We start from the raw sequence: 18710 nt of genomic DNA, 5'->3' as shown, positions 1-18710 counted from the left end.
AAGTATCAACGCGTCTCGCTGAGCCTGACGCGGCAGCCCGCCGGCACTGGCACCTTGAATTGTCATGAACAGCTGTACGACCGCGAGAGGATTGAGCTGGTTCGCGGCGTCCTGAAAGCTCGCCAGAATTTTCGGGACATCCTCGCCGTCCTGTGCCACCAACGTCATGATCTGCCGGACACGCTCGGTTATCTCGGCTTCAGCTGTCAGCGAACATACAGCCCGGCCGTGCGACTCGATCCGTTGGTACATGTCCAGCAACCCTTGCCCGTATGCCCTCTTGAGGTCACCGACGTAGCGCCGAAGGTCTTCGGGGTCCTGCGGGTTCGGTTGTTCGATTTCTGCTAGGCGCATCGGCATCAGTTCCTCTGGGCGCTCTCCGACCGCTGCCAGGAACCCATTGATGTGGGTCTCTAGGTCGGCGTCGTCCACGTCGGTCCTGCCTACCAGCGCAGCTTCAGGCGGCGCAGGTGCGTCACGCTAGTTGGCTTTTGCACGATGGTCGGGGTGAAACCCGGTTTGAGTTCGAAATCCGGGATTCGGTTCAACCACTCGGTCACAAACGCATCCATTTCAAGACGAGCCAGGTGCATGCCCAGGCATCTATGCATGCCGCCGCCGAATGCCCAGTGGCGCTGGCGCCGGACCTCGCCGTTGCTGCCCCTCGATATCTCATCGCCGCCGTTTGTTCTGCCCGCGGCTTCCAGAGCCAGCCACACCGAACTGAGCGGCGGGATTGCGACACCACCGACCTCGACTGTTCTCGTGGTTATGCGCGGAATGGCCGGCCCAGGCGGCTCCAAACGGAAGATCTCCTCGGCGAACGCGGGGATCTGCGCTGGGTCCTCGCGCAGCTGGGCCCGCAGTTGCGGGTCGCGCGCGAGATATAGAAGGGCGAAAGTGATTGCCGAGGCTACCATTTCAATGCCTGCAACCGAGAACAATAAAAGGATGACCGACGCCACTTCGACCTGGGTGAGCGGAAAATCTTTATCACCGACGAGTTGTTCCAGTAGCGGCCACAGAATACCGGGCGGCCGCTCGGGATCTCTCAGCCCGGCGTCGAAGCTGGTGTTCAGCCACTTGAAGAGTTCGATTTGGGCGCTTCCGGTGGTGTCGCCGATTACTGCGGCCGAAGCCATCTCGGCCGCCCGGGTGTCGTCGGGCGGTAGCCCGCAGACCATGAACAGCGCTTGGCTGGCATAGGTGTCGGCGACGCTGACCGCATCACACTGCCTTCTGCCGGCGACTTTGTCGACCAGTTTCGCGGCCCGGGCCCGCAATTCCGGAGCGAAGGGGGTCAACGCTCTAGGGCTGAAGAGCGGATGCAAGACGCTGCCGAAACGGGCATGCTCCTCTCGCGTGCCGCAAGACAGCGGCACCTGAGGAAGCGGTGCGCCGAACAAGTGAATCGCAAAGGTTTTCGGCGGCGACGCAAATGTTTGCGGGTCGAGCAACGCGCCACGCACGTCGTCACGGCGGGTCAGATAGTAACCGTGCAGCATCGGGTCGCCGGCGTCTATTTTCACTACCGGGCCTAGGTCGCGAAGGTGGCGCCAGTAGGCGGCGCGGTCTGCTGCGAAGAACGGACTCTCCTTGTGGTGCAGCGGGGACGCGGTCTCGTCTACGTCACTGTCGTTCATGGCCGTTTGAATCTACAGCCAGGTTGCTGGGATATCTCGGTGAGCCTTTCCCGCCGATCAGTCGATGCGGGTGGCATGCATCTCCCACACCGGGGCGTGTGCCCGACCATTGGTCAGCGTTGGCTCGATCAATTTGAACCGCAGTGCGGCGAGCTTGATCTCCTCGGCCTTATCGGGATTGCGCGCCAGCATCGTTTCAAAAGCCGTGATGCTCATGTTGACCTGATACGTGCTTGGCTCCAGATATGAGATCTCCCAACCGGCGTCGGGGAAGACGTGCCGGAAGTTGTCCTCGGACAGCGACCGCGGTGCACCGATGCCGTTGACACCACCGGGTGCGAACTCGAACATGTACAGCCGCGCACCGGGCCTGGTCGCCCGGTGCAAAGCCCGGGCATACGACCTGCTCACCTCGGGCACATCGGAAAAGACGTGATAAAACGCGCAGTCGACGACGGTGTCAAAACGGTTCTCCAGACCCTCGAGCCTCGATGCGTCGCCCACATAGAAGTTCACCGACACACCGGCTCTCCGGGCATTCTCCTTCGCGCGTTCGATTGCGGCGGCTGAGGAGTCGATGCCCGTCGCCGGGTAGCCCTTCGACGCGAAGTAAATGGCATGGTGGCCCGGCCCGGTACCGGGGTCGAGAACCTCGCCCTGGACCGCCCCCAGTGCGACGAGTTGCTTCACGACCTGCTGTGGACCGCCGATGTCCCACGGTGTCGCTGCGGGCAAGCCCTGCGCCACCTGCTGATCGAGGTACATCTTTTCGTAGCGGTTCGGGTCAACCTGTGCTGACTCGCTCATCCTGCAACGATAAAACGTTGGTCGACGTAACGCCCGGTCAAACGATGACGCTGAACGTCGAGGACCATCGCAACAAACTCGATACGCCACAGCGACTGAAGTAACCTGCGGTCAAGGTCCTCCAAGTCTGCCGCGCGTGCCGAAATTAGCGGTTAGCCCAAGCCGGCAAGCAGTCCGACGTCGCCGGCGAGAGTGCCTCTTCACATAAATGTGATTTGGACCTCATTTCCGTTCCCAAACGTTAAGAAACGCTTATTAATTGATAGTGGAACGATATCCATCTCGCCGTTAGCGGACGTGGCGAACCACCTGGTGAGACGGAGTATCCCGTTTGCTGGTTGAAATTGGAACGAAGCCACAAGAAATAACGCCTAAGCGCACTCTGAGTTACCGAAGTGACATAGGTGACAATCGGTCGTGTCGCACTATTCCGGCGCAAATTCGGCCGCTAGACTCGGCCGGAAGCGGCGCTCGACGCGCCTATGCGAGGGATCTGGGCGGTCTGCGGAAGCATTAGACCGCGCGAAGCGTTTAACCGCCCAGATGCCGAACGTCCGCCCACCACGGACCACGAGTAGAGGCTGGTACCACTGTGAGCGATGTAAGCCGTATGAACGAATTTCGCGAGATCGAAGCGGCCCCGGGCTTCACGGTGGAAGGCGAAATCGCCATGCAGCAAGGCGCCGTGAGCGGGATCGCCGTCAGCCCCGACGGCACCCGGCTGATGGTGACGCATTACGGCGACGACAGCGTGTCGCTGATCGACACCGGTCGTCGCGCGGTCGACCTAACGGTCGGCGACATCGACGAACCGTTCGCCGTTGCCGTGTCAGACGCGCCGGAAGGCCGTGCCTACGTCAGCACTACATCGCCGGCATATGACTCGATTCTGGTCTTCGACATCGATGCCAATCAGGTCGTCGCGGAGCACCGGGTGGCGCACAGCGTGACCGATTTGGCCCTCAGCCCGGACGGAAAGCGCCTTTACGCCAGCCGGACTGCGGCCAACGGCGCCGATGTCGCGATCCTCGACACCACGACCGGCAACGAAGACGCCATCGGCATCGCGGCGACGGCCGGCACCACCGTGGAGTGCGTGCGCGTCAGCCCGGACGGGCGCCGGCTGTATGTCGCGGCCAACGGACCATTCGCGGCGGAACTCGTCGTCATCGACACGCAGTCCAACCGCGTGGTGAACACCATCGAGATCGGTTCGCCGATCCGGGATATCGCGCTCAGCGCTGATGGCGCCACCGCGTATGTCGGCAGTTGCGGTCCCGACTTTGGTGCGGTGCTCGACGTGGTCGACACCCGGACCGACACCGTCGCCAACACCTACAAGATCGGCGAGACCGCCGGCTGGCTGACGCAATTGGCGTTGAGCCGCGACGGCCAGCGCGCATATCTCGTCGGCGCCCACAGCGTCACGGTGTTGTCCACCTCAACGCACGACGTGATCGGCAGCATCGTGGTCGGTGCGCAGCCGTCGTGCGTGACCGAGAGCCCGGATGGGAAGCGCTTGTACATCGCCGACTACGCCGGCGAGATCACCGTGCTGACGACCGCATCGGCCGGCGCGCCGACGCCCGACGAGGTGCCTACCGCCCCGCACCAGTGGGCGCTGTCGAACCCGCTGGACCTCGAGCCGACGCCGGTCTAGCAGGCGCCCCGACCAGATCGCCGCCACGGCGATTGTTCGGTCGTGCGATGATCGCCACCAGGGCGGGCAGCAGGTGGGCCCGGCCCTGGGCAGCAAGCGGGCGAACCATGAGGCGGTCCATCGATGCGCAGTACCATGCAGAGCTTTCCGTTGACGATTACTGCCATCCTGCGACACGCCGCGGGCGTCCACGGCGCACGCAAGGTCACCACCGCGACCGACAGCGGTTACCGCGAAACCAGCTACGCCGACCTCGGGCGTCAGACGTCGCAGCTGGCGCACGCGTTGCGCCGCGTGGGTATCGACGGCGACCAGCGGGTCGGCACGTTCATGTGGAACAACACCGAACACCTGACGGCGTATCTGGCGATACCGGCGATGGGCGCCGTCCTGCACACGCTCAACATCCGGCTCTTTCCCGAGCAGATCGTCTACGTCGCAAACGAGGCCGAAGACCAGGTGGTATTAGTCGATCTTTCGCTGGCCAAACTGCTCACGCCGATACTCGCCGAGCTTGACACCGTGCACACCGTGATCGCGGTCGGCGAGGGCGACACCGCGGCACTGGAGGAGTCGGGCAAGACGGTGCTGCGCTACGCCGATGTGATCGCCGACGAGCCAATCGAATTCGACTGGCCCGACATCGACGAGGACTCCGCGGCCGCGATGTGTTACACCAGCGGCACCACCGGCAACCCGAAAGGCGTCGTCTACAGCCATCGTTCGACCTATCTGCACACCATGGCGACCTGCACCAGCAACGGCATTGGCGTCAGTTCCAGCGATTGCGTGCTGCCCATCGTGCCGATGTTCCACGCCAACGGCTGGGGTCTGCCGTATGCGGCGCTGATGGCGGGCGCCGACCTGGTGCTGCCCGATTGCCATCTTGACGCCAAGTCGCTGATCGACATGGTCGAAAAGCTGCGGCCCACCGTCGCCGGCGCGGTACCGACCATCTGGAACGACGTCATGCACTACCTGGACAAGAACCCTGGCCACGATATCTCTTCGCTGCGAATCGTCCCTTGCGGCGGCTCGGCCGTGCCGGTCTCGATGATGCGCGCCTTCGAGGACAAACACGGCGTCCAGATCCGCCAGCTGTGGGGGATGACCGAAACCTCGCCAATGGCAACCATGGCCTGGCCACCGCCGGACACCGACGAGGAGGAGCACTGGACGTTCCGTGCGAGCCAGGGGCAGCCGATATGCGGCGTGGAAGCCCGGATCGTCGATGACCACGGCCGGGTGCTACCCAACGACAACGAAGCTGTCGGCGAGGTGGAAGTCCGCGGTCCGTGGATCACCAGTTCCTACTACCGGGGGCACGACGAGTCGAAATTCGACTCCGGCTGGCTGCGGACCGGCGATGTGGGCCGCATCCATGAACGGGGCTTCATCACGCTGACCGATCGGGCCAAAGACGTGATCAAGTCTGGCGGAGAATGGATTTCGTCGGTCGAACTGGAGAACTGCCTGGTCGCACACCCGGACGTGGTCGAGGCCGCCGTGGTCGGGGTACCCGACGAACGGTGGCAGGAACGACCGCTGGCCGTCGTCGTCGCCAACGAAGGCTCAGACGTCAGCGCCGATGAACTGCGAACCTTCCTGGCCGACAAGGTCGTTCGATGGTGGTTGCCGGAACGCTGGACCTTTGTCGACGAAATTCCGCGGACCAGTGTCGGCAAGTACGACAAGAAGACCATCCGGTCCCGGTACGCCGACGGCGTCTATCAGGTGAGCGAAGCGCGGGACTGACGGGAAGAGGACGGTCATGAGCCTGCGGGTGATTCAATGGGCAACGGGGTCGGTCGGTGTGGCCGCGATCAGAGGCGTGCTCGAGCACCCCGAACTCGAACTCGCCGGTTGTTGGGTGTATTCAGAGGCCAAGAGCGGCAAGGACGTCGGCGAGATCATCGGCACACCGGCGCTCGGCGTGACCGCGACCAACAGCCTCGACGACATCCTCGCGCTCGACGCCGATGCCGTCATCTACGCGCCGCTGCTGCCCAATGCCGACGAAGTCGCGGCACTGCTGCGCTCCGGCAAGAATGTCGTCACCCCCGTGGGCTGGTTCTATCCGAGCGAGCGGGAGGCCGCACCGCTGGAGGTTGCCGCGCAGGCCGGCAACGCGACCCTGCACGGCGCCGGCATCGGTCCGGGCGCGGCGACCGAGCTGTTCCCGTTGCTGCTCTCGGTGATGTCCACCGGCGTCACTTTCGTTCGCTCCGAGGAGTTTTCCGATCTGCGGACCTACGGTGCACCGGATGTGCTGCGCTATGTGATGGGCTTCGGTGGCATGCCGGACAAGGCGTTGACCGGGCCGATGCAGAAGATTCTCGACGGCGGATTCATCCAATCAGTGCGGCTGTGCGTCGACCGGTTGGGTTTCGCCGCCGAACCCGAGTTCCGCACATCGCAGGAGATCGCGGTGGCCAGCGCGCCGATCGACTCACCGATCGGGGTGATCGAGCCGGGGCAGGTCGCCGGGCGCCGCTTCCACTGGGAGGCGCTGGTCGGCGATACGGTGGTCGTCCGGATCACGGTGAACTGGCTGATGGGCGAGGAAAACCTCGATCCGCCTTGGTCGTTCGGCCCGGCCGGGGAACGCTACGAAATCGAAGTCCGCGGCAACCCGGACGCCTTCATCACGGTCAAGGGCTGGCAGCCGGAAAGCGTGGAGGCCGGGCTGAAGAGCAACCCCGGCATCCTCGCGACCGCGGCGCACTGCGTCAACGCCGTCCCGGCGACGTGCGCGGCCCCGGCCGGCATCCAGAGCTTCTTCGACCTGCCGCTGATCACCGCGCGGGCCGCGCCCGGGCTGTCGCGGTAGCCTGCGGTCATGACAAGCTCATTGGCCGTCGAGCAGTCCCGCGTCATCCCTGTCGATGTCGAGAAGGCCTTCGACGGCACGTTGCCGCTGCCGCTGCCGAAGATTTTCAGCCACTGGTACGGCCCCATCGGGCCGATCAAAGAAGTCCGCGATCAGACCGGCGAGTGGGATACCGCGGGGCAGACCCGCGTGGTGATGCTGACCCCCAGCGGCAGCTTCCACGAAGAGCTGACCAGCCTGGACCCGCCGCATTCGTTCGGCTACGCCTTGACCGGAATCAGCGGCCCGCTGGGATTGCTGGTGGGGCGGGCAGACGGCCAGTGGCGCTTCACCCCGAGCGGAAGCGCGACCGAGGTCACCTGGCGCTGGAACATTCACGCCCGCTCGGCGCTCACCGCGCCGCTGCTGCCGGTGTTGGGCATGCTGTGGAAGGGCTACGCGCGCAAATCGCTGGAAACATTGTCAGCGCTGCTGACGGGCTGACCATGTGCCGACTTTTCGGGCTGCACGCCGGGACCAACGTTGTCACCGCGACGTTTTGGCTGCTGGACGCTCCGGACAACCTGGCTGCCCAGAGCAGGAAAAACCCCGACGGCACCGGGCTCGGTGTTTTCGACGGCCAAGGCCACCCGGAGATACACAAGCAGCCGATGGCGGCCTGGCAGGACGCCGACTTCGCGACCGAAGCCCACGACATGACCGGCACCACCTTCATTGCGCACGTCCGCTACGCGACTACCGGAGCGCACGAGGTGATCAACACTCATCCCTTCCTGCAGGACAATCGGATCTTCGCGCACAACGGCGTAGTGGAAGGCCTGGATGCGCTCGACGAGCGGCTCCGCGAAGTGGGCACCGCTGATCTGGTGTTGGGGCAGACCGATTCCGAGCGGGTGTTCGCGTTTATCACCGCCTCGATCCGGGCGCGCGGCGGCGATGTGCGGGGGGGCTTGATTGACGCCTTGGGCTGGCTGGCCGCAAACGTCCCGATCTATGCCGTCAACGTGTTGCTGAGCACCGCCACCGATCTGTGGGCACTGCGTTACCCGGATCCCAACAAGCTCTACATATTGGACCGTCGTGAAACCCCGTCGGATCGCCGGTTCCATCTGCGCACCAATCGCATTCGCGCGGACAGCGACCATCTGCAGTCGCGGCCGTCCGTGGTGTTCGCCAGCGAGCGGATGGACGAAGATCCGCGATGGCGGCTAGTGGCGCCGGGCGAGCTGGTCCATGTCGACTCCGCGCTCCAGATCACCAGTGAAGTGGTGTTGCCCGATCCGCCTCGACACCAGCTGCGCCCTGCTGATCTCAACGCTACGGCGCAAGCGGCGCAGCACACTGCGGCGACGTGACGACCAGACAGGCGCTGGTGCTCGGTGGCGGTGGGGTGGCGGGAATCGCCTGGGAGACAGGTTTTCTGCGCGGCATCGCCGATCAGTCGCCGACCGCGGCTCGGGCGCTGCTGGATTCCGACGTGCTGGTGGGCACCTCGGCCGGTTCGGCGGTTGCGGCGCAGATCGGCAGCGGCTTGAGCCTCGAGGACCTGTTCGCGCGGCAAGTCCGGGAACAGTCGGCGGAGATCGATCCGGGCGTCGGGGTGGACGCCGTCACCGACCTCTTCCTGGCCGCCTTGTCGCAACCCGACGCCACGGTCCCGCAGAAGCGACAGCGGATCGGGGCAGTCGCGCTGGCAACCGAAACCGCCGCCGAGTCGGTCCGGCGCGACGTGATCGCTCAGCGGCTGCCGGCGCACGCCTGGCCGGACCGGGTGTTGCGGATCACGGCCATCAACATTGCAACGGGCGAACTTGTTGTGTTCGACCGTGATTCGGGTGTCGATCTGGTCGACGCGGTGGCGGCCAGTTGCGCGGTACCGGGAGCATGGCCGCCCGTGACAATCGGCGACCGGCGCTATATGGACGGCGGGATCGGCAGCACGATTAACCTGGACGTCGCCGACGACTGTCACGTGGCCGTGGTGCTGGCGCCCGCGGGCGTGTCGGCGCCGTCGCCGTTCGGCGCCGGACCGGTTGCCGAGATCGCGGCGTTTGGTGGTACTGCGTTAGGGGTGTTCGCCGATCAGACGTCGCTGGCGGCCTTCGGGCCCAACCCGCTGGATCCGCGCTGCCGCATCGGCTCGGCGGAGGCGGGGCGTGCACAGGGCCGGCGCGAGGCGGCCGGTGTAGCGGCCTTCCTCGGCGTCACCTGAGTACCGTGTCGTCAGCTCACGTTGCCGACGCCGTGAAAGTTGCTGCCGCGATGAGTGACTCGAGTTCGGCTATCACGTCGTTGAGCGGAGCGGTGGATCGTTCGACGCGGCACAGAATGATCGCACCTTCGATGGCGGCAACGGCCATCGTCGCCAACCGGCGAGCGCGCTGCGTGTCGACGCCGTCAGCGATCATCGCTTCGACCAGCGCCTGATCCCAACGCTGGAAGATCTCCGCCACGGCCGGCTGCAGGTGTTGATCGTCGGCCGAGCCGCCGACGGCCACGGAGACCACGGGGCAGCCCGCGTTGAAGTCGGATTCGAGCAGCAGCCTGTTCCACAGCTTCCCGATGCGGCGCAACGCCCCGCGCGAGCCCAAAGCAGTCGGCTGTTCGATGATGCCGCTGATGATCTCCCCGGCGAGCCTTAGTGCCTCGGAAATGATTTCCGCTCGACCGCCGGGGAAGTGGTGGTACACCGAGCCCCGTGGCGACTGGCTCCTCGAGAGCACGGCATCGACCGTCACCCCGGCCGCACCTCGCTCGTGCAGCAGCTCGACCGAACTGAGCAGCATCTTCTGCCTGGTGTCGGAACGGGCTCCCATCAGACCTCCGCAACCTACTATGCTATGGTGCATAGCATAGCATCAGCTCGCTGAAAATCGCTGAAAAGGATCGCCGCCATGACAGCTGAATGGCAGCAGATCGCATGCATACTGTGCGAATGCAACTGCGGCATCGTGGTGCAGCTGGACGACCGCAGGCTGGCCAAAATCCGTGGAGACAAGGAACATCCGGCATCTCAGGGCTACACCTGCAACAAGGCTCTGCGGCTGGATCACTACCAGAACAACCGCGCCAGGTTGACGTCGCCGATGCGCCGACGCCCCGATGGCAGCTTTGAAGAAATCGATTGGGACACCGCGATCGATGAAGTTGCTGCCGCTGTCAAAGGGATTCGCGACACCTACGGTGGGGACAAGATCTTTTACTACGGTGGCGGCGGACAAGGTAACCATCTCGGCGGGGCCTACAGCGGCGCATTTCTCAAGGCGGTCGGTTCCAGGTACCGCTCGAATGCGTTGGCGCAGGAGAAGACCGGTGAGGCCTGGGTCGATGCGCACCTGACCGGCGGCCACACTCGCGGTGAGTTCGAGCATGCCGAGGTGTCGGTATTCGTCGGCAAGAACCCATGGATGTCGCAGAGCTTCCCCCGTGCCCGCACGGTCCTCAACGAGATCGCCAAAGATCCGCATCGCTCGATGATCGTCATTGATCCGGTGTTGACCGATACGGCCAAGATGGCTGATTTCCACCTGCGCGTTCGGCCCGGCACGGACGCCTGGTGTCTGGCCGCGATGGCCGCGGTCCTGGTCCAAGAAGAGCTGTGCGACGAGGGGTTCCTTGCTCACCATGTCAGCGGCGCCGACGCCGTTCGGCGGATGCTGCGGGACGTCCAAGTCGAGGAGTACGCGGCGCGGTGCGGTGTCGATGCAGAGCTGCTGCGTGCTGCGACGCGGCGCATCGCGGCCGCGGACAGCGTCGCGGTGTTCGAAGATCTCGGCATACAGCAAGCGCCCAACAGCACGCTTTGCTCGTACTTGAACAAACTGTTGTGGATCCTGACCGGCAACTTCGCCAAACGCGGCGGCCAGCATCTGCATTCCAGCTTCGGTCCGCTCATGCGCCATGGCACCGAAGTCGGGCGTACTCCGGTGACGGGTGCTCCGGTGCTCGGTGGACTGATTCCTTCCAACGTTGTGCCGCAAGAGATCTTGTCAGATCATCCAGACCGGTTCCGCGCGATGATCGTGGAGAGCAGCAACCCGGCCCATTCCCTGGCCAATTCGGCAGGCTGCCGGGAAGCGTTCGAATCCCTGGAACTGATGGTCGTGATCGACGTCGCCATGACCGAAACGGCCCGGCTCGCCGATTACGTTCTTCCGGCCGCCAGCCAGTTCGAGAAACCCGAGGCGACATTCTTTAATCTCGAGTTCCCCCGCAACACGTTTCACCTCCGCCGGCCGCTGCTGGAGCCGCTGCCCGGCACCCTGCCCGAGCCGGAGATCTGGGCCCGCCTGGTGCGTGCCCTCAACGTTGTCGACGATGCCGAGTTGCAACCGCTGCGGGACGCCGCCGACGAGGGTCGGACCGCGTTCGCGGAGGCGCTGATCGCGGCCGTCAGCACGAATCCGCTACTCGGAAAAGTGCTTCCGTTTGTGCTGTATGAAACCCTCGGGCCTACCTTGCCTGACGGGCTGGCCGGTGCGGCGGCGGTGTGGGGTCTGGCCCAGAATGTCACGCTGGCTTACCCGGATGCGGTTCGTCGCGCCGGACATGCCGATGGCAACGCGTTGTTCGACGCGATCCTGGAAAATCGCTCCGGAGTGACGTTCACCGTGCACGAGTACGAGGACGACTTCACGCTGATCCGTCATGCGGACCACAAGATCCATCTCGACATGCCGCAACTGCTCGAGGAAATCCGTCGGCTGCCCGATGCCCCGACGCAATACACCACGCCCGAGTTCCCGATCGTGCTGTCGGCCGGTGAGCGACGACCCTTCACCGCGAACGACATCTTTCGGGATCCATCGTGGCGCAAGCGGGACGCCCAGGGAGCGCTGCGCGTCAGCGTCGAAGACGCCGAACACCTCGGGTTGGTCGACGGCGGCCGAGCCCGGATCACGACAGCGGCTGGCAGCGTCGAGGCGAGTGTCGAGATCAATGAGGCCATGCTTCCCGGCCACGCGTCACTGCCCAACGGCTACGGCCTGGACTTCGTCGACGACGACGGCGCAACCCAAGTCCCCGGTGTCGCCCCCAACGCGCTGACCTCGACCGAATGGCGTGACGTGTATGCCGGTACGCCGTGGCACAAGCACGTGCCTGCGCGACTCGAGGCTGTCCCGACCGCTTCGTAGGGTCAGCCGATCACCGGAACAAGCAGTCGGGCAGCGTGATCCGGTCCCCAGTGCAGGGTGCATTTGCAGTGTGGGCCGGGTTCGTACGCCGACGGGAACTGGCCGGTAAGTGGGTTGCGGGGCCACAGCCACCGGCCCGCGACGACAAGCCGAAGCTGCTCGCCGGCCCGGAACAGCGTCGCCGACGGCCCGAGTGGGATGTCGACCTGCACGATCTGCCCCGCTTGCACCGGGAGACGTCGATCCAAGGCCGGCACCGGTTCGAACGGCCGCGAGCGGGCCTCGTCGAGTGCCCGCATCGATGCCTTAAGCCAACCCGACGTGATTCGGTCTCGGCCGAAGCCGTAGGAGCCCTCGAACGGCACATACGCACGGCCACGCCACTTCTCGACACCGACGAAAAGGTCGACGTCGTCGCTGCCCCGCACATCGACGAAGAGTCGTACCGCCATCGGTCCGGTGACCTCGGTGTCGGCATCCAACGTCCAGCCGAATCGTGCTCCGCCGGAACGAGTATCGAACGCGATGCAGCCGCCTTGTTTGGGCGCGCGACTGGCGAGTCCGCCGCCGCCGAGGTGCAGCGCTGTCCAGCTCGTCGACTGCAGCGGCCAGTCGGTTTCTTCGCGGACCTCGACGATACGGTCGCGGTCCTCACGAACCTCCAGGCGGACCCTCGGCTGCGGTGTGCCCGTCCCACCGCGGAGATGCCGGTCGAGGAACGCCAACTGCGTGTCCAGCGCCGCCTGAGAGTAGAACGTTGACCACTTGCCGCCGCGGTGGGTGTAGAGATGGCGTTGCGGCGAACTGGTCTGCTCGAAGGCGCGCACCGACCCGCAGCTGTGCAGGTTGTTGTCGGAAAAGCTGCCGCAAATCAGCGCCGGCACTTCGATTTTCGGTAAGTCGGGCACCAGTGCCTGCCACCACTCGTCGCGCAACGGTCTTTTGGTGGTTTCCTCGTTCAGAGTGTATTTCAGCCGCGCGGCCCTCAGGCCGCGGCTCCATATCTTGAGGAAGCCGGTCTCTCTGATGCCGCCCCTGCGGGCGAAGTCGCGGTAGGCGTCGGTGAATCCTTCCCACGGGACGATCGCCTTGAGGTGGGGTGGTCGCAGTGCGGCCGCTTTCCACTGCGAGATAGCCAGATACGAGACGCCGATCATGCCCACCCCGCCGGTGCTCCAAGGTTGCGTTGCAGCCCACTCGATCAGGTCATAGACATCCTCGGCTTCCTGATCGGAAAGCAGTGAGCAGACTCCCTCGGATCGACCGGCACCGCGCAGATCGCAGTTGACTACCGCGAACCCGTGCGCCGTCCACCACACCGGGTCAGGCGCCTCCCAGCCGGTCAGATCCGAAAACCGCGGTCGCGTCGGTTGGCGCAGCACCCGGTACTGGATGGACACCGAATAACCGCGGCCACGCTTCTTTTTGGTGGGTAGTTCGTCTTTGCCGTAGGGATGCGCGCACAGCAGGACCGGGAACGGGCCGCCGTCGGGTGGCCGATACACGTTGACGCGCAACACTGTTCCGTCACGGCTACGGACCGCCACGTTGTTGTCGGTCGCCAGCGCGGAAGCCTGCGCCGGGTAGACGTCGGCCGGCGGTCGCGTGAGACCGCGCAGCCGCGTGAGCGCATAGCGGGCGGCACCGGGCCGTCGCCACGGCCGGTCCGGTGCGGGGGCGTCCGGTGAAGCCTGACGTGTCATGGCTGATCCCTCCGGGGGGCGTCGAGGTCGGGCGATTCGATGACGTCGAGCGCGTGGGCGGCCAGTGCGCGGCCGGTGTCGATCACCTCGGCCGCACGGTGGAATTCCAAGCCGCGGCAGGCCGATCGCGGCACCTCGATCAGCAAGTCGGGCGGGTAGGCGGCCAGGGTGTGGCGCGCCAGCGCGGCCTGGGCGATGTCGATGGTGCGGTTCATCACCTCGAAACCGCCGAGCTTCGGTACACCGGGTTCCTCGTCGACGTCCGCCTGTCCGGCCTCGATGTCGGAATCGGGGTCCCCGGCTCCGAACCGGCTGAGCACCGCCCGTGCGGTGGGCCGGTCGAGCAGCGAACGCGCGGCAGCGGTGTCGAACAGCGCGGATGTGCTGCTCAGCATGCGGTTGAGCCACTCGGTCGTGGGTCGGGGTTCAGGCTCGGGGTCGCCACCGGAATCGCTGCCGGACAGGCTGACCGCGATGGTCAGATCGGCTTTGACGGCCGCGATCGGCGCCATCGGCAGCGGATCGAGGATCCCGCCGTCGGCGAGCAGCCGACCGTCGACGACATGCGGCGCGATCACTCCCGGGATGGCGATCGACGCCCGGATGGCCTCGTCGAGCGGCCCGCGCTGCAACCACACCGACTTGCCGGCCAACAGATCGGTCGCCACCGCGGTGTAGGGGATCGACAGCTGCTCGATGGTGGCCGCACCGACGATGTCGCGCACCGCGTCGAGAATTTTTTCGGCTCGCAGCACACCGGCCGCGCTGATCGACGGATCCAGCAGCCGCAGGATGGCGCGCTGCGTCAACGACCGCGCCCAGTCGGCGAACTCGTCGAGCCGCCCCGCCGCCTGCAATCCGCCGACCAGTGCGCCCATCGACGAACCGGCGATCCCGACGATCTGGTATCCGCGGTCGCGCAGTTCGTGGATCACCCCGACGTGGGCGTATCCGCGCGCGCCGCCGCTGCCGAGCGCCAACGCGACCCGGGGCCGCGACGAATCCCCGGCGCCGCGGAGATCGATGTCGGCCATGTCTTCATTTTCCGGTGCGGACGGGTTTTGTCAGCCGTGATCCGAATTGCGATCGCCAGCCGGCTCGGCGTCAGCCGCACTCGTCGTTGGCGGCCGCTTCGGCCGCGGCGATCACCCCAGCCTGGCGCGCCAGCGGCAGTGCGGCCCACGGGGTGTTCCAGGTGCCCGTGCCGCTGACCCCTGGCGCCTGGACCGCCGCCAAGTAGGCCTCGATCAACGCCTGGCGTTCGCCTCGTTTGCCCTGCATCCATATCTTCGCGGCATGGCAGGCCTGGAAATACTCCTCTTCGGTTGATTTCGCCGGCACGTTGATCTTGGTCGTGACGCCCGCGGGTGAGAGAGCGACGACGCCGGGCGGCACCGTCGCCGCGGCCTCCTTGGTGGCGGGCCCGCCGGATGGGGTTGCCGACGTCGGCGTCGCCGTCTTGTTGCCTGCCGCGCAGCCCGCCGCCGCCGGCACGACGGCCACGACGGCGGCCGCGCTCCACACCAGGGGGCGACATGGGCGCCAGCGCACCCCGTCAATCTATGCAACACTGAGCGCCGTGACCCAGCGAACTCGATTTTGGGAGTGTTGTCGGCGCTGATTTGCCGCCGCCCCCTGATCCGCTCGTTCGTTCTGGAGTTCTTTCATGGTTTCTTCAAACCTTGTTGCCGACCGCGTCCTGTCCCGCCCCTCGGCCGTCCGGTCGGTTTCCGGACCCACCCGGCTGCGGCTGGCCGACCTGTTGCACATCACCGACCAAACCACCGACGAGGTGCTTCGCGGGCGCTACGACCATCTGGTCCCGCCGGCCGGCGTGCCCGCCGACGACCGCTGGTTTGCCCGGCTGCACGGTGACGACGAAGTCGACATCTGGCTGATCAGCTGGGCGCCGGGGCATCGCACCGAGTTGCACGACCACGGTGGATCACTGGGCGCGCTGACGTTGTTGTCCGGGTCGCTCGATGAATTCCGTTGGGACGGTGAGCGATTGCGGCGTCGGGGTCTCGAGGCCGGCGACCAGGCCGGGTTCCCGTTGGGCTGGGTGCATGACGTGGTGTGGGCCCCGACCGTCGCCGCGGTGACGCCGGCTATCGAAATTCAGGGGCCCACGCTGAGCGTGCACGCGTATTCGCCGCCGCTGACCGTGATGTCGTATTACGACGTCACCGAGCAGAACACGTTGCGCCGCAAGCGGACCGAGTTGACCGACCAACCGGAGAATCTATGAGTCGCATCGACCAGGTCTTGGATACCGCCCGCGCCCGGTTGCGCCGGCTTGCCGCCGACGAGGTGCCCGCCGCGCTGCACCGCGGCGCTTTGTTAATCGACATCCGGCCCCAGGCTCAGCGCACGCGTGAGGGAGAGGTGCCCGAGGCGCTCAAACCCTTGGTCATCGAGCGCAACGTGCTGGAGTGGCGATGCGACCCCACCAGCGATGCCAGGTTGCCGCAGGCCATCGGCGACGACGTGGAGTGGGTGATCCTCTGTTCAGAGGGTTACGCGTCCAGCCTCGCGGCGGCCGCGCTGCAGGATCTAGGCCTGCGGCGCGCTACCGACGTCATTGGCGGCTATCACGCGCTGGGCGCTGCTGGGGTGCTGGCCGGGCGTTAGCCCGGCTTAGCCGCCTCCGCCACCACCGCCGGGGTCGCCCATGCCATAACCCCACCAGTCATCGGTGTAGGACGACTGCGCGGGGGCCGGTGGCGGCGGAGGCGGCGCCGGCGTGTTGGTGGGTGGATCCGCCGGCAGCGGCGCCGGAAGCACAGTCGTCGCGCCCGCAGGCGCCGCGTACGCCGGGATGGCGAGAGCGGTCGCGGGTATGGCAATCAACATCCCCGCCACCGCGATTTTCGTGATGCTGCTGCGGACGCCGGATGACCGTGTCCAAGTCATAGCTCACTCCCTTTCACCGAGTGCCGAATCTCACGCTATTCATCCGACCCCGGACCGCTGATGTTTCCACTTAATGGGTCGCTGCAACAGATCTTCATCAAGGCTTAACGACTTTGAGACACTCGAAACCCCCGCACACCCAGCGACGAGTCCCGCGACGTCAGTCGCTGCCGCGCAGCAGCGGACGCAGTTTGGCGGTTTTCTCCGGCGTCCAACCCGGCGGTCGCAGCACTGCCGCCCAGCCGTTGGCCACGTCCGCGACGTAGACATGACCGTGTCCCTGCGGCACGTCGACCGCCACCGCCATGTCGGCCGATACCTGCAAGAACGTCACCACCGGGATCCACTCGGTCTCGGGCAGCACGTCGTAGCCGCGTTTCTCGTGCAGCCAGTCGGGTTTGCGGAACAGCAGGTCGGGATTCCACCAGGCGATGGGATCGGATGCGTGCTGCAGGTACATCACCCGCGGGTGGTCCCAGGCGGCGTTCGGGCGATCCAGGTCGCCCGGACGGGCCACGAACCGAACATGGTGTCCGTCGTCGTAAATCGGCAGCCATTCCGGTGAGCCGCGATCGCGGGTCGCGGTGAGATCGGTCCAGATGGTGTTCTGAAACGTCGGCCCGGAAAACAGCGCGCCGTCGGTGCGGGCCAGGACATTGTTGAGGGTCATGAACGGCGCCTCGCCGCCGAATGAGCCCAGGCTTTCGCCGAAAACCACGAGCTTGGGGCGTTGGGCTTCCGGCAGCCGGCGCACCAGCCTGTCAACCGCCTCGAACAACGCCTGGCCGGCGTGACGGGCGTTGTTCTTGTCCACCAGGAACGACAGCCAGCTGGGCAAGAACGAGTACTGCATGCTGACGATCGCGGTGTTGCCGTTGTACATGTACTCCAACGCGTCGGCTTCCGCCTCGTTGATCCAGCCGGTGCCCGTGGTGGTTCCGACCGCGACAACGGCGCGGCGCAGCCCGCCGGTGCGTTCCAACTCCCGTGCGGCCAACTCTGCGGTGGCGGTGATGCCGTCGGCGGATTCCAGTCCGGCGTAGGCGCGGATCGGTTCGGTCGCCGGGGCGCCGTTGAATGCGGTGAGCTGGGCGACGGTGGGCCCGCCCTCGACGAAGATGCGGCCCTGATGTCCCAGCGATTCCCAGGACACCAGCGACTGCGGCCCGCCGGAACGCAGCGGTGTCTTCGGCGCGGCGGTGTCGGGAGTCATTTCGTTGTTGACCGTCTCGAACGTGTTGTTCATGGTCCGCATCGCGAATTTCACCACCACGCCGTTGAGCAACGCGATCGTCAGCGCCAGCAGCAAGAACACCACGATGACCGCCGAAACCCGCGGCGGCGCAAAGCGATCCAGCCGCAGATCCAGGAAGCGGAACAATCGGCGGATCAATTGGCCGAGCTCGACGACGGCGAACAGCACGATCAACGACAGCGCGGTGGCCAGCGGATAGTCGATCCACTTCAGGTGCGTGACGCCCATCAAATCGCGCACCCGGTCCTGCCAGACGTGAAACCAGATGATCATGGCGAGCATGCCGATCGCGCCGGCGACGATCAGGATCAACCACGCCCGGCGCGGTGCCGGCGGGCTGGAATCCTTGGACCGCATGTAGCGAACCAGCCACACTGCGAAAACCCCGATGCCATAACCGATCGCGCCGGACAGGCCGCTGACCAAACCCTGAAACAGCGGCCCGCGTGGCAACAGCGACGGCGTCATCGAAAACCACAGGAACACCAGGCCGACGGCGGCGCCGGTGAAGGTGTAACGCCGAACCCACCACGGTTTCTTGCGCGGCGGCGCGACGGCTGGCGTGGGTTCGGCAATCGCGGGCTCGCTCACCTGGGGCTCCTTAGCGGTGGGTGAAGTTCGGATCTCGTTTTTCGATGAACGCTGCCATTCCTTCGGTCTGGTCGTCGGTGGCGAAAGCCGAATGGAACAGCCGTCGTTCGTAGAGCAGCCCTTCGGCCAAGGTGGATTCGAACGCGCGGTTGACCGCCTCCTTGGCCATCCGG

Annotated in this window: 19 protein-coding genes; 9 read left to right on the top strand and 10 right to left on the bottom strand. The window is 65.6% G+C overall.

All coding sequences use genetic code 11. The features are described from left to right. From VKI00_RS18205 to VKI00_RS18195, 3 genes are all read right to left on the bottom strand, one after another. Positions 1-432 (bottom strand): hypothetical protein (locus VKI00_RS18205; RefSeq protein WP_324439801.1); only part of this gene is annotated, 432 nt, incomplete at its 3' end. A gap of 11 nt (positions 433-443) precedes the next feature. Beyond that, positions 444-1457: a cytochrome P450 gene (locus VKI00_RS18200; RefSeq protein ID WP_324439799.1), complete on the bottom strand. Its 1014-nt coding sequence runs from the start codon at positions 1455-1457 to the stop codon at positions 444-446. 243 nt (positions 1458-1700) lie between these two features. Continuing rightward, entirely contained in the window at positions 1701-2450 is a 750-nt protein-coding gene (locus VKI00_RS18195; RefSeq protein ID WP_324439797.1) for a class I SAM-dependent methyltransferase, read from the bottom strand. Between the two features lie 610 nt (positions 2451-3060). Between VKI00_RS18195 and VKI00_RS18190 the strand changes: the two genes are divergently transcribed. From VKI00_RS18190 to VKI00_RS18165, 6 genes are all read left to right on the top strand, one after another. Continuing rightward, a complete protein-coding gene (locus tag VKI00_RS18190) occupies positions 3061-4110 on the top strand; it encodes a YncE family protein (RefSeq protein ID WP_324439795.1) in 1050 nt (349 codons plus the stop codon). A 123-nt stretch (positions 4111-4233) separates the two neighbouring features. Next, positions 4234-5865, top strand: a complete 1632-nt coding sequence (locus VKI00_RS18185; protein WP_324439793.1) for a long-chain fatty acid--CoA ligase — start codon at positions 4234-4236, stop codon at positions 5863-5865. Positions 5866-5881: 16 nt separating this feature from the next. Then, the gene (locus tag VKI00_RS18180; protein WP_324439791.1) at positions 5882-6940 is read left to right on the top strand and encodes a dihydrodipicolinate reductase; all 1059 of its coding nucleotides are present in this window, start codon (positions 5882-5884) and stop codon (positions 6938-6940) included. 9 nt (positions 6941-6949) lie between these two features. Beyond that, positions 6950-7423 (top strand): SRPBCC family protein, encoded by a 474-nt coding sequence (locus tag VKI00_RS18175; RefSeq protein ID WP_324439789.1) that lies wholly within the window; start codon positions 6950-6952, stop codon positions 7421-7423. A 2-nt stretch (positions 7424-7425) separates the two neighbouring features. Next, positions 7426-8295 (top strand): class II glutamine amidotransferase, encoded by an 870-nt coding sequence (locus VKI00_RS18170; RefSeq protein WP_324439787.1) that lies wholly within the window; start codon positions 7426-7428, stop codon positions 8293-8295. Next, positions 8292-9152 carry a patatin-like phospholipase family protein gene (locus VKI00_RS18165; RefSeq protein ID WP_324439785.1) on the top strand — a complete coding sequence of 287 codons (861 nt, stop codon included), beginning with the start codon at positions 8292-8294 and terminating at the stop codon, positions 9150-9152. The genes VKI00_RS18170 and VKI00_RS18165 overlap by 4 nt, the downstream gene beginning before the upstream one ends. A gap of 16 nt (positions 9153-9168) precedes the next feature. On the opposite strand, the gene VKI00_RS18160 is transcribed toward VKI00_RS18165, so the two are convergent. Then, complete coding sequence (locus VKI00_RS18160) at positions 9169-9756, bottom strand: TetR/AcrR family transcriptional regulator (RefSeq protein WP_324439783.1); 588 nt, start codon at positions 9754-9756, stop codon at positions 9169-9171. Positions 9757-9834: 78 nt separating this feature from the next. Between VKI00_RS18160 and VKI00_RS18155 the strand changes: the two genes are divergently transcribed. Then, entirely contained in the window at positions 9835-12075 is a 2241-nt protein-coding gene (locus VKI00_RS18155; RefSeq protein ID WP_324439781.1) for a molybdopterin-dependent oxidoreductase, read from the top strand. A gap of 2 nt (positions 12076-12077) precedes the next feature. Here the strand turns inward: VKI00_RS18155 and VKI00_RS18150 are convergent, their stop codons facing one another. From VKI00_RS18150 to VKI00_RS18140, 3 genes are all read right to left on the bottom strand, one after another. Next, a complete protein-coding gene (locus VKI00_RS18150) occupies positions 12078-13778 on the bottom strand; it encodes a CocE/NonD family hydrolase (RefSeq protein WP_324439779.1) in 1701 nt (566 codons plus the stop codon). After that, on the bottom strand, positions 13775-14812 hold the full coding sequence (locus VKI00_RS18145) for a patatin-like phospholipase family protein (RefSeq protein WP_324439777.1): 1038 nt from the start codon (positions 14810-14812) through the stop codon (positions 13775-13777). The genes VKI00_RS18150 and VKI00_RS18145 overlap by 4 nt, the downstream gene beginning before the upstream one ends. A gap of 70 nt (positions 14813-14882) precedes the next feature. Next, a complete protein-coding gene (locus tag VKI00_RS18140; RefSeq protein WP_324439775.1) occupies positions 14883-15329 on the bottom strand; it encodes a lipoprotein LpqV in 447 nt (148 codons plus the stop codon). Positions 15330-15444: 115 nt separating this feature from the next. On the opposite strand from VKI00_RS18140, the gene VKI00_RS18135 reads away from it, so the two are divergent. Together VKI00_RS18135 and VKI00_RS18130 are read left to right on the top strand one after the other, a co-directional pair. Beyond that, positions 15445-16026, top strand: coding sequence for a cysteine dioxygenase family protein (locus VKI00_RS18135; protein ID WP_324439773.1), 582 nt, complete (start codon positions 15445-15447; stop codon positions 16024-16026). Continuing rightward, positions 16023-16409 carry a rhodanese-like domain-containing protein gene (locus VKI00_RS18130; protein WP_324439771.1) on the top strand — a complete coding sequence of 129 codons (387 nt, stop codon included), beginning with the start codon at positions 16023-16025 and terminating at the stop codon, positions 16407-16409. Before VKI00_RS18135 ends, VKI00_RS18130 begins: the two co-directional genes overlap by 4 nt. 6 nt (positions 16410-16415) lie before the next feature. Here the strand turns inward: VKI00_RS18130 and VKI00_RS18125 are convergent, their stop codons facing one another. The 3 genes from VKI00_RS18125 to VKI00_RS18115 form a co-directional block, all read right to left on the bottom strand. Continuing rightward, entirely contained in the window at positions 16416-16691 is a 276-nt protein-coding gene (locus VKI00_RS18125) for a hypothetical protein (RefSeq protein ID WP_324439769.1), read from the bottom strand. Between the two features lie 160 nt (positions 16692-16851). Beyond that, entirely contained in the window at positions 16852-18570 is a 1719-nt protein-coding gene (locus VKI00_RS18120; protein ID WP_414687233.1) for an alpha/beta hydrolase, read from the bottom strand. Then, positions 18548-18710 (bottom strand): enoyl-CoA hydratase-related protein (locus tag VKI00_RS18115; RefSeq protein ID WP_324439803.1); only part of this gene is annotated, 163 nt, incomplete at its 5' end. The genes VKI00_RS18120 and VKI00_RS18115, both read right to left, overlap by 23 nt.

Origin of the sequence: Mycobacterium sp., from assembly GCF_035314665.1 — a bacterium.
In the GTDB taxonomy this organism is placed as follows: Bacteria; Actinomycetota; Actinomycetes; order Mycobacteriales; family Mycobacteriaceae; genus Mycobacterium.
This window is presented reverse-complemented; position numbering and strand designations above follow the sequence as displayed.

Coding starts and splice junctions, on each gene's coding strand:
- VKI00_RS18195 (WP_324439797.1), bottom strand. CDS start 2,450: ATGAGCGAGTCAGCACAGGTTGACCCGAACCGCTACGAAAAGATGTAC.
- VKI00_RS18190 (WP_324439795.1), top strand. CDS start 3,061: ATGAACGAATTTCGCGAGATCGAAGCGGCCCCGGGCTTCACGGTGGAA.
- VKI00_RS18185 (WP_324439793.1), top strand. CDS start 4,234: ATGCGCAGTACCATGCAGAGCTTTCCGTTGACGATTACTGCCATCCTG.
- VKI00_RS18180 (WP_324439791.1), top strand. CDS start 5,882: ATGAGCCTGCGGGTGATTCAATGGGCAACGGGGTCGGTCGGTGTGGCC.
- VKI00_RS18175 (WP_324439789.1), top strand. CDS start 6,950: ATGACAAGCTCATTGGCCGTCGAGCAGTCCCGCGTCATCCCTGTCGAT.
- VKI00_RS18170 (WP_324439787.1), top strand. CDS start 7,426: ATGTGCCGACTTTTCGGGCTGCACGCCGGGACCAACGTTGTCACCGCG.
- VKI00_RS18160 (WP_324439783.1), bottom strand. CDS start 9,756: ATGGGAGCCCGTTCCGACACCAGGCAGAAGATGCTGCTCAGTTCGGTC.
- VKI00_RS18155 (WP_324439781.1), top strand. CDS start 9,835: ATGACAGCTGAATGGCAGCAGATCGCATGCATACTGTGCGAATGCAAC.
- VKI00_RS18150 (WP_324439779.1), bottom strand. CDS start 13,778: ATGACACGTCAGGCTTCACCGGACGCCCCCGCACCGGACCGGCCGTGG.
- VKI00_RS18145 (WP_324439777.1), bottom strand. CDS start 14,812: ATGGCCGACATCGATCTCCGCGGCGCCGGGGATTCGTCGCGGCCCCGG.
- VKI00_RS18135 (WP_324439773.1), top strand. CDS start 15,445: ATGGTTTCTTCAAACCTTGTTGCCGACCGCGTCCTGTCCCGCCCCTCG.
- VKI00_RS18130 (WP_324439771.1), top strand. CDS start 16,023: ATGAGTCGCATCGACCAGGTCTTGGATACCGCCCGCGCCCGGTTGCGC.
- VKI00_RS18125 (WP_324439769.1), bottom strand. CDS start 16,691: ATGACTTGGACACGGTCATCCGGCGTCCGCAGCAGCATCACGAAAATC.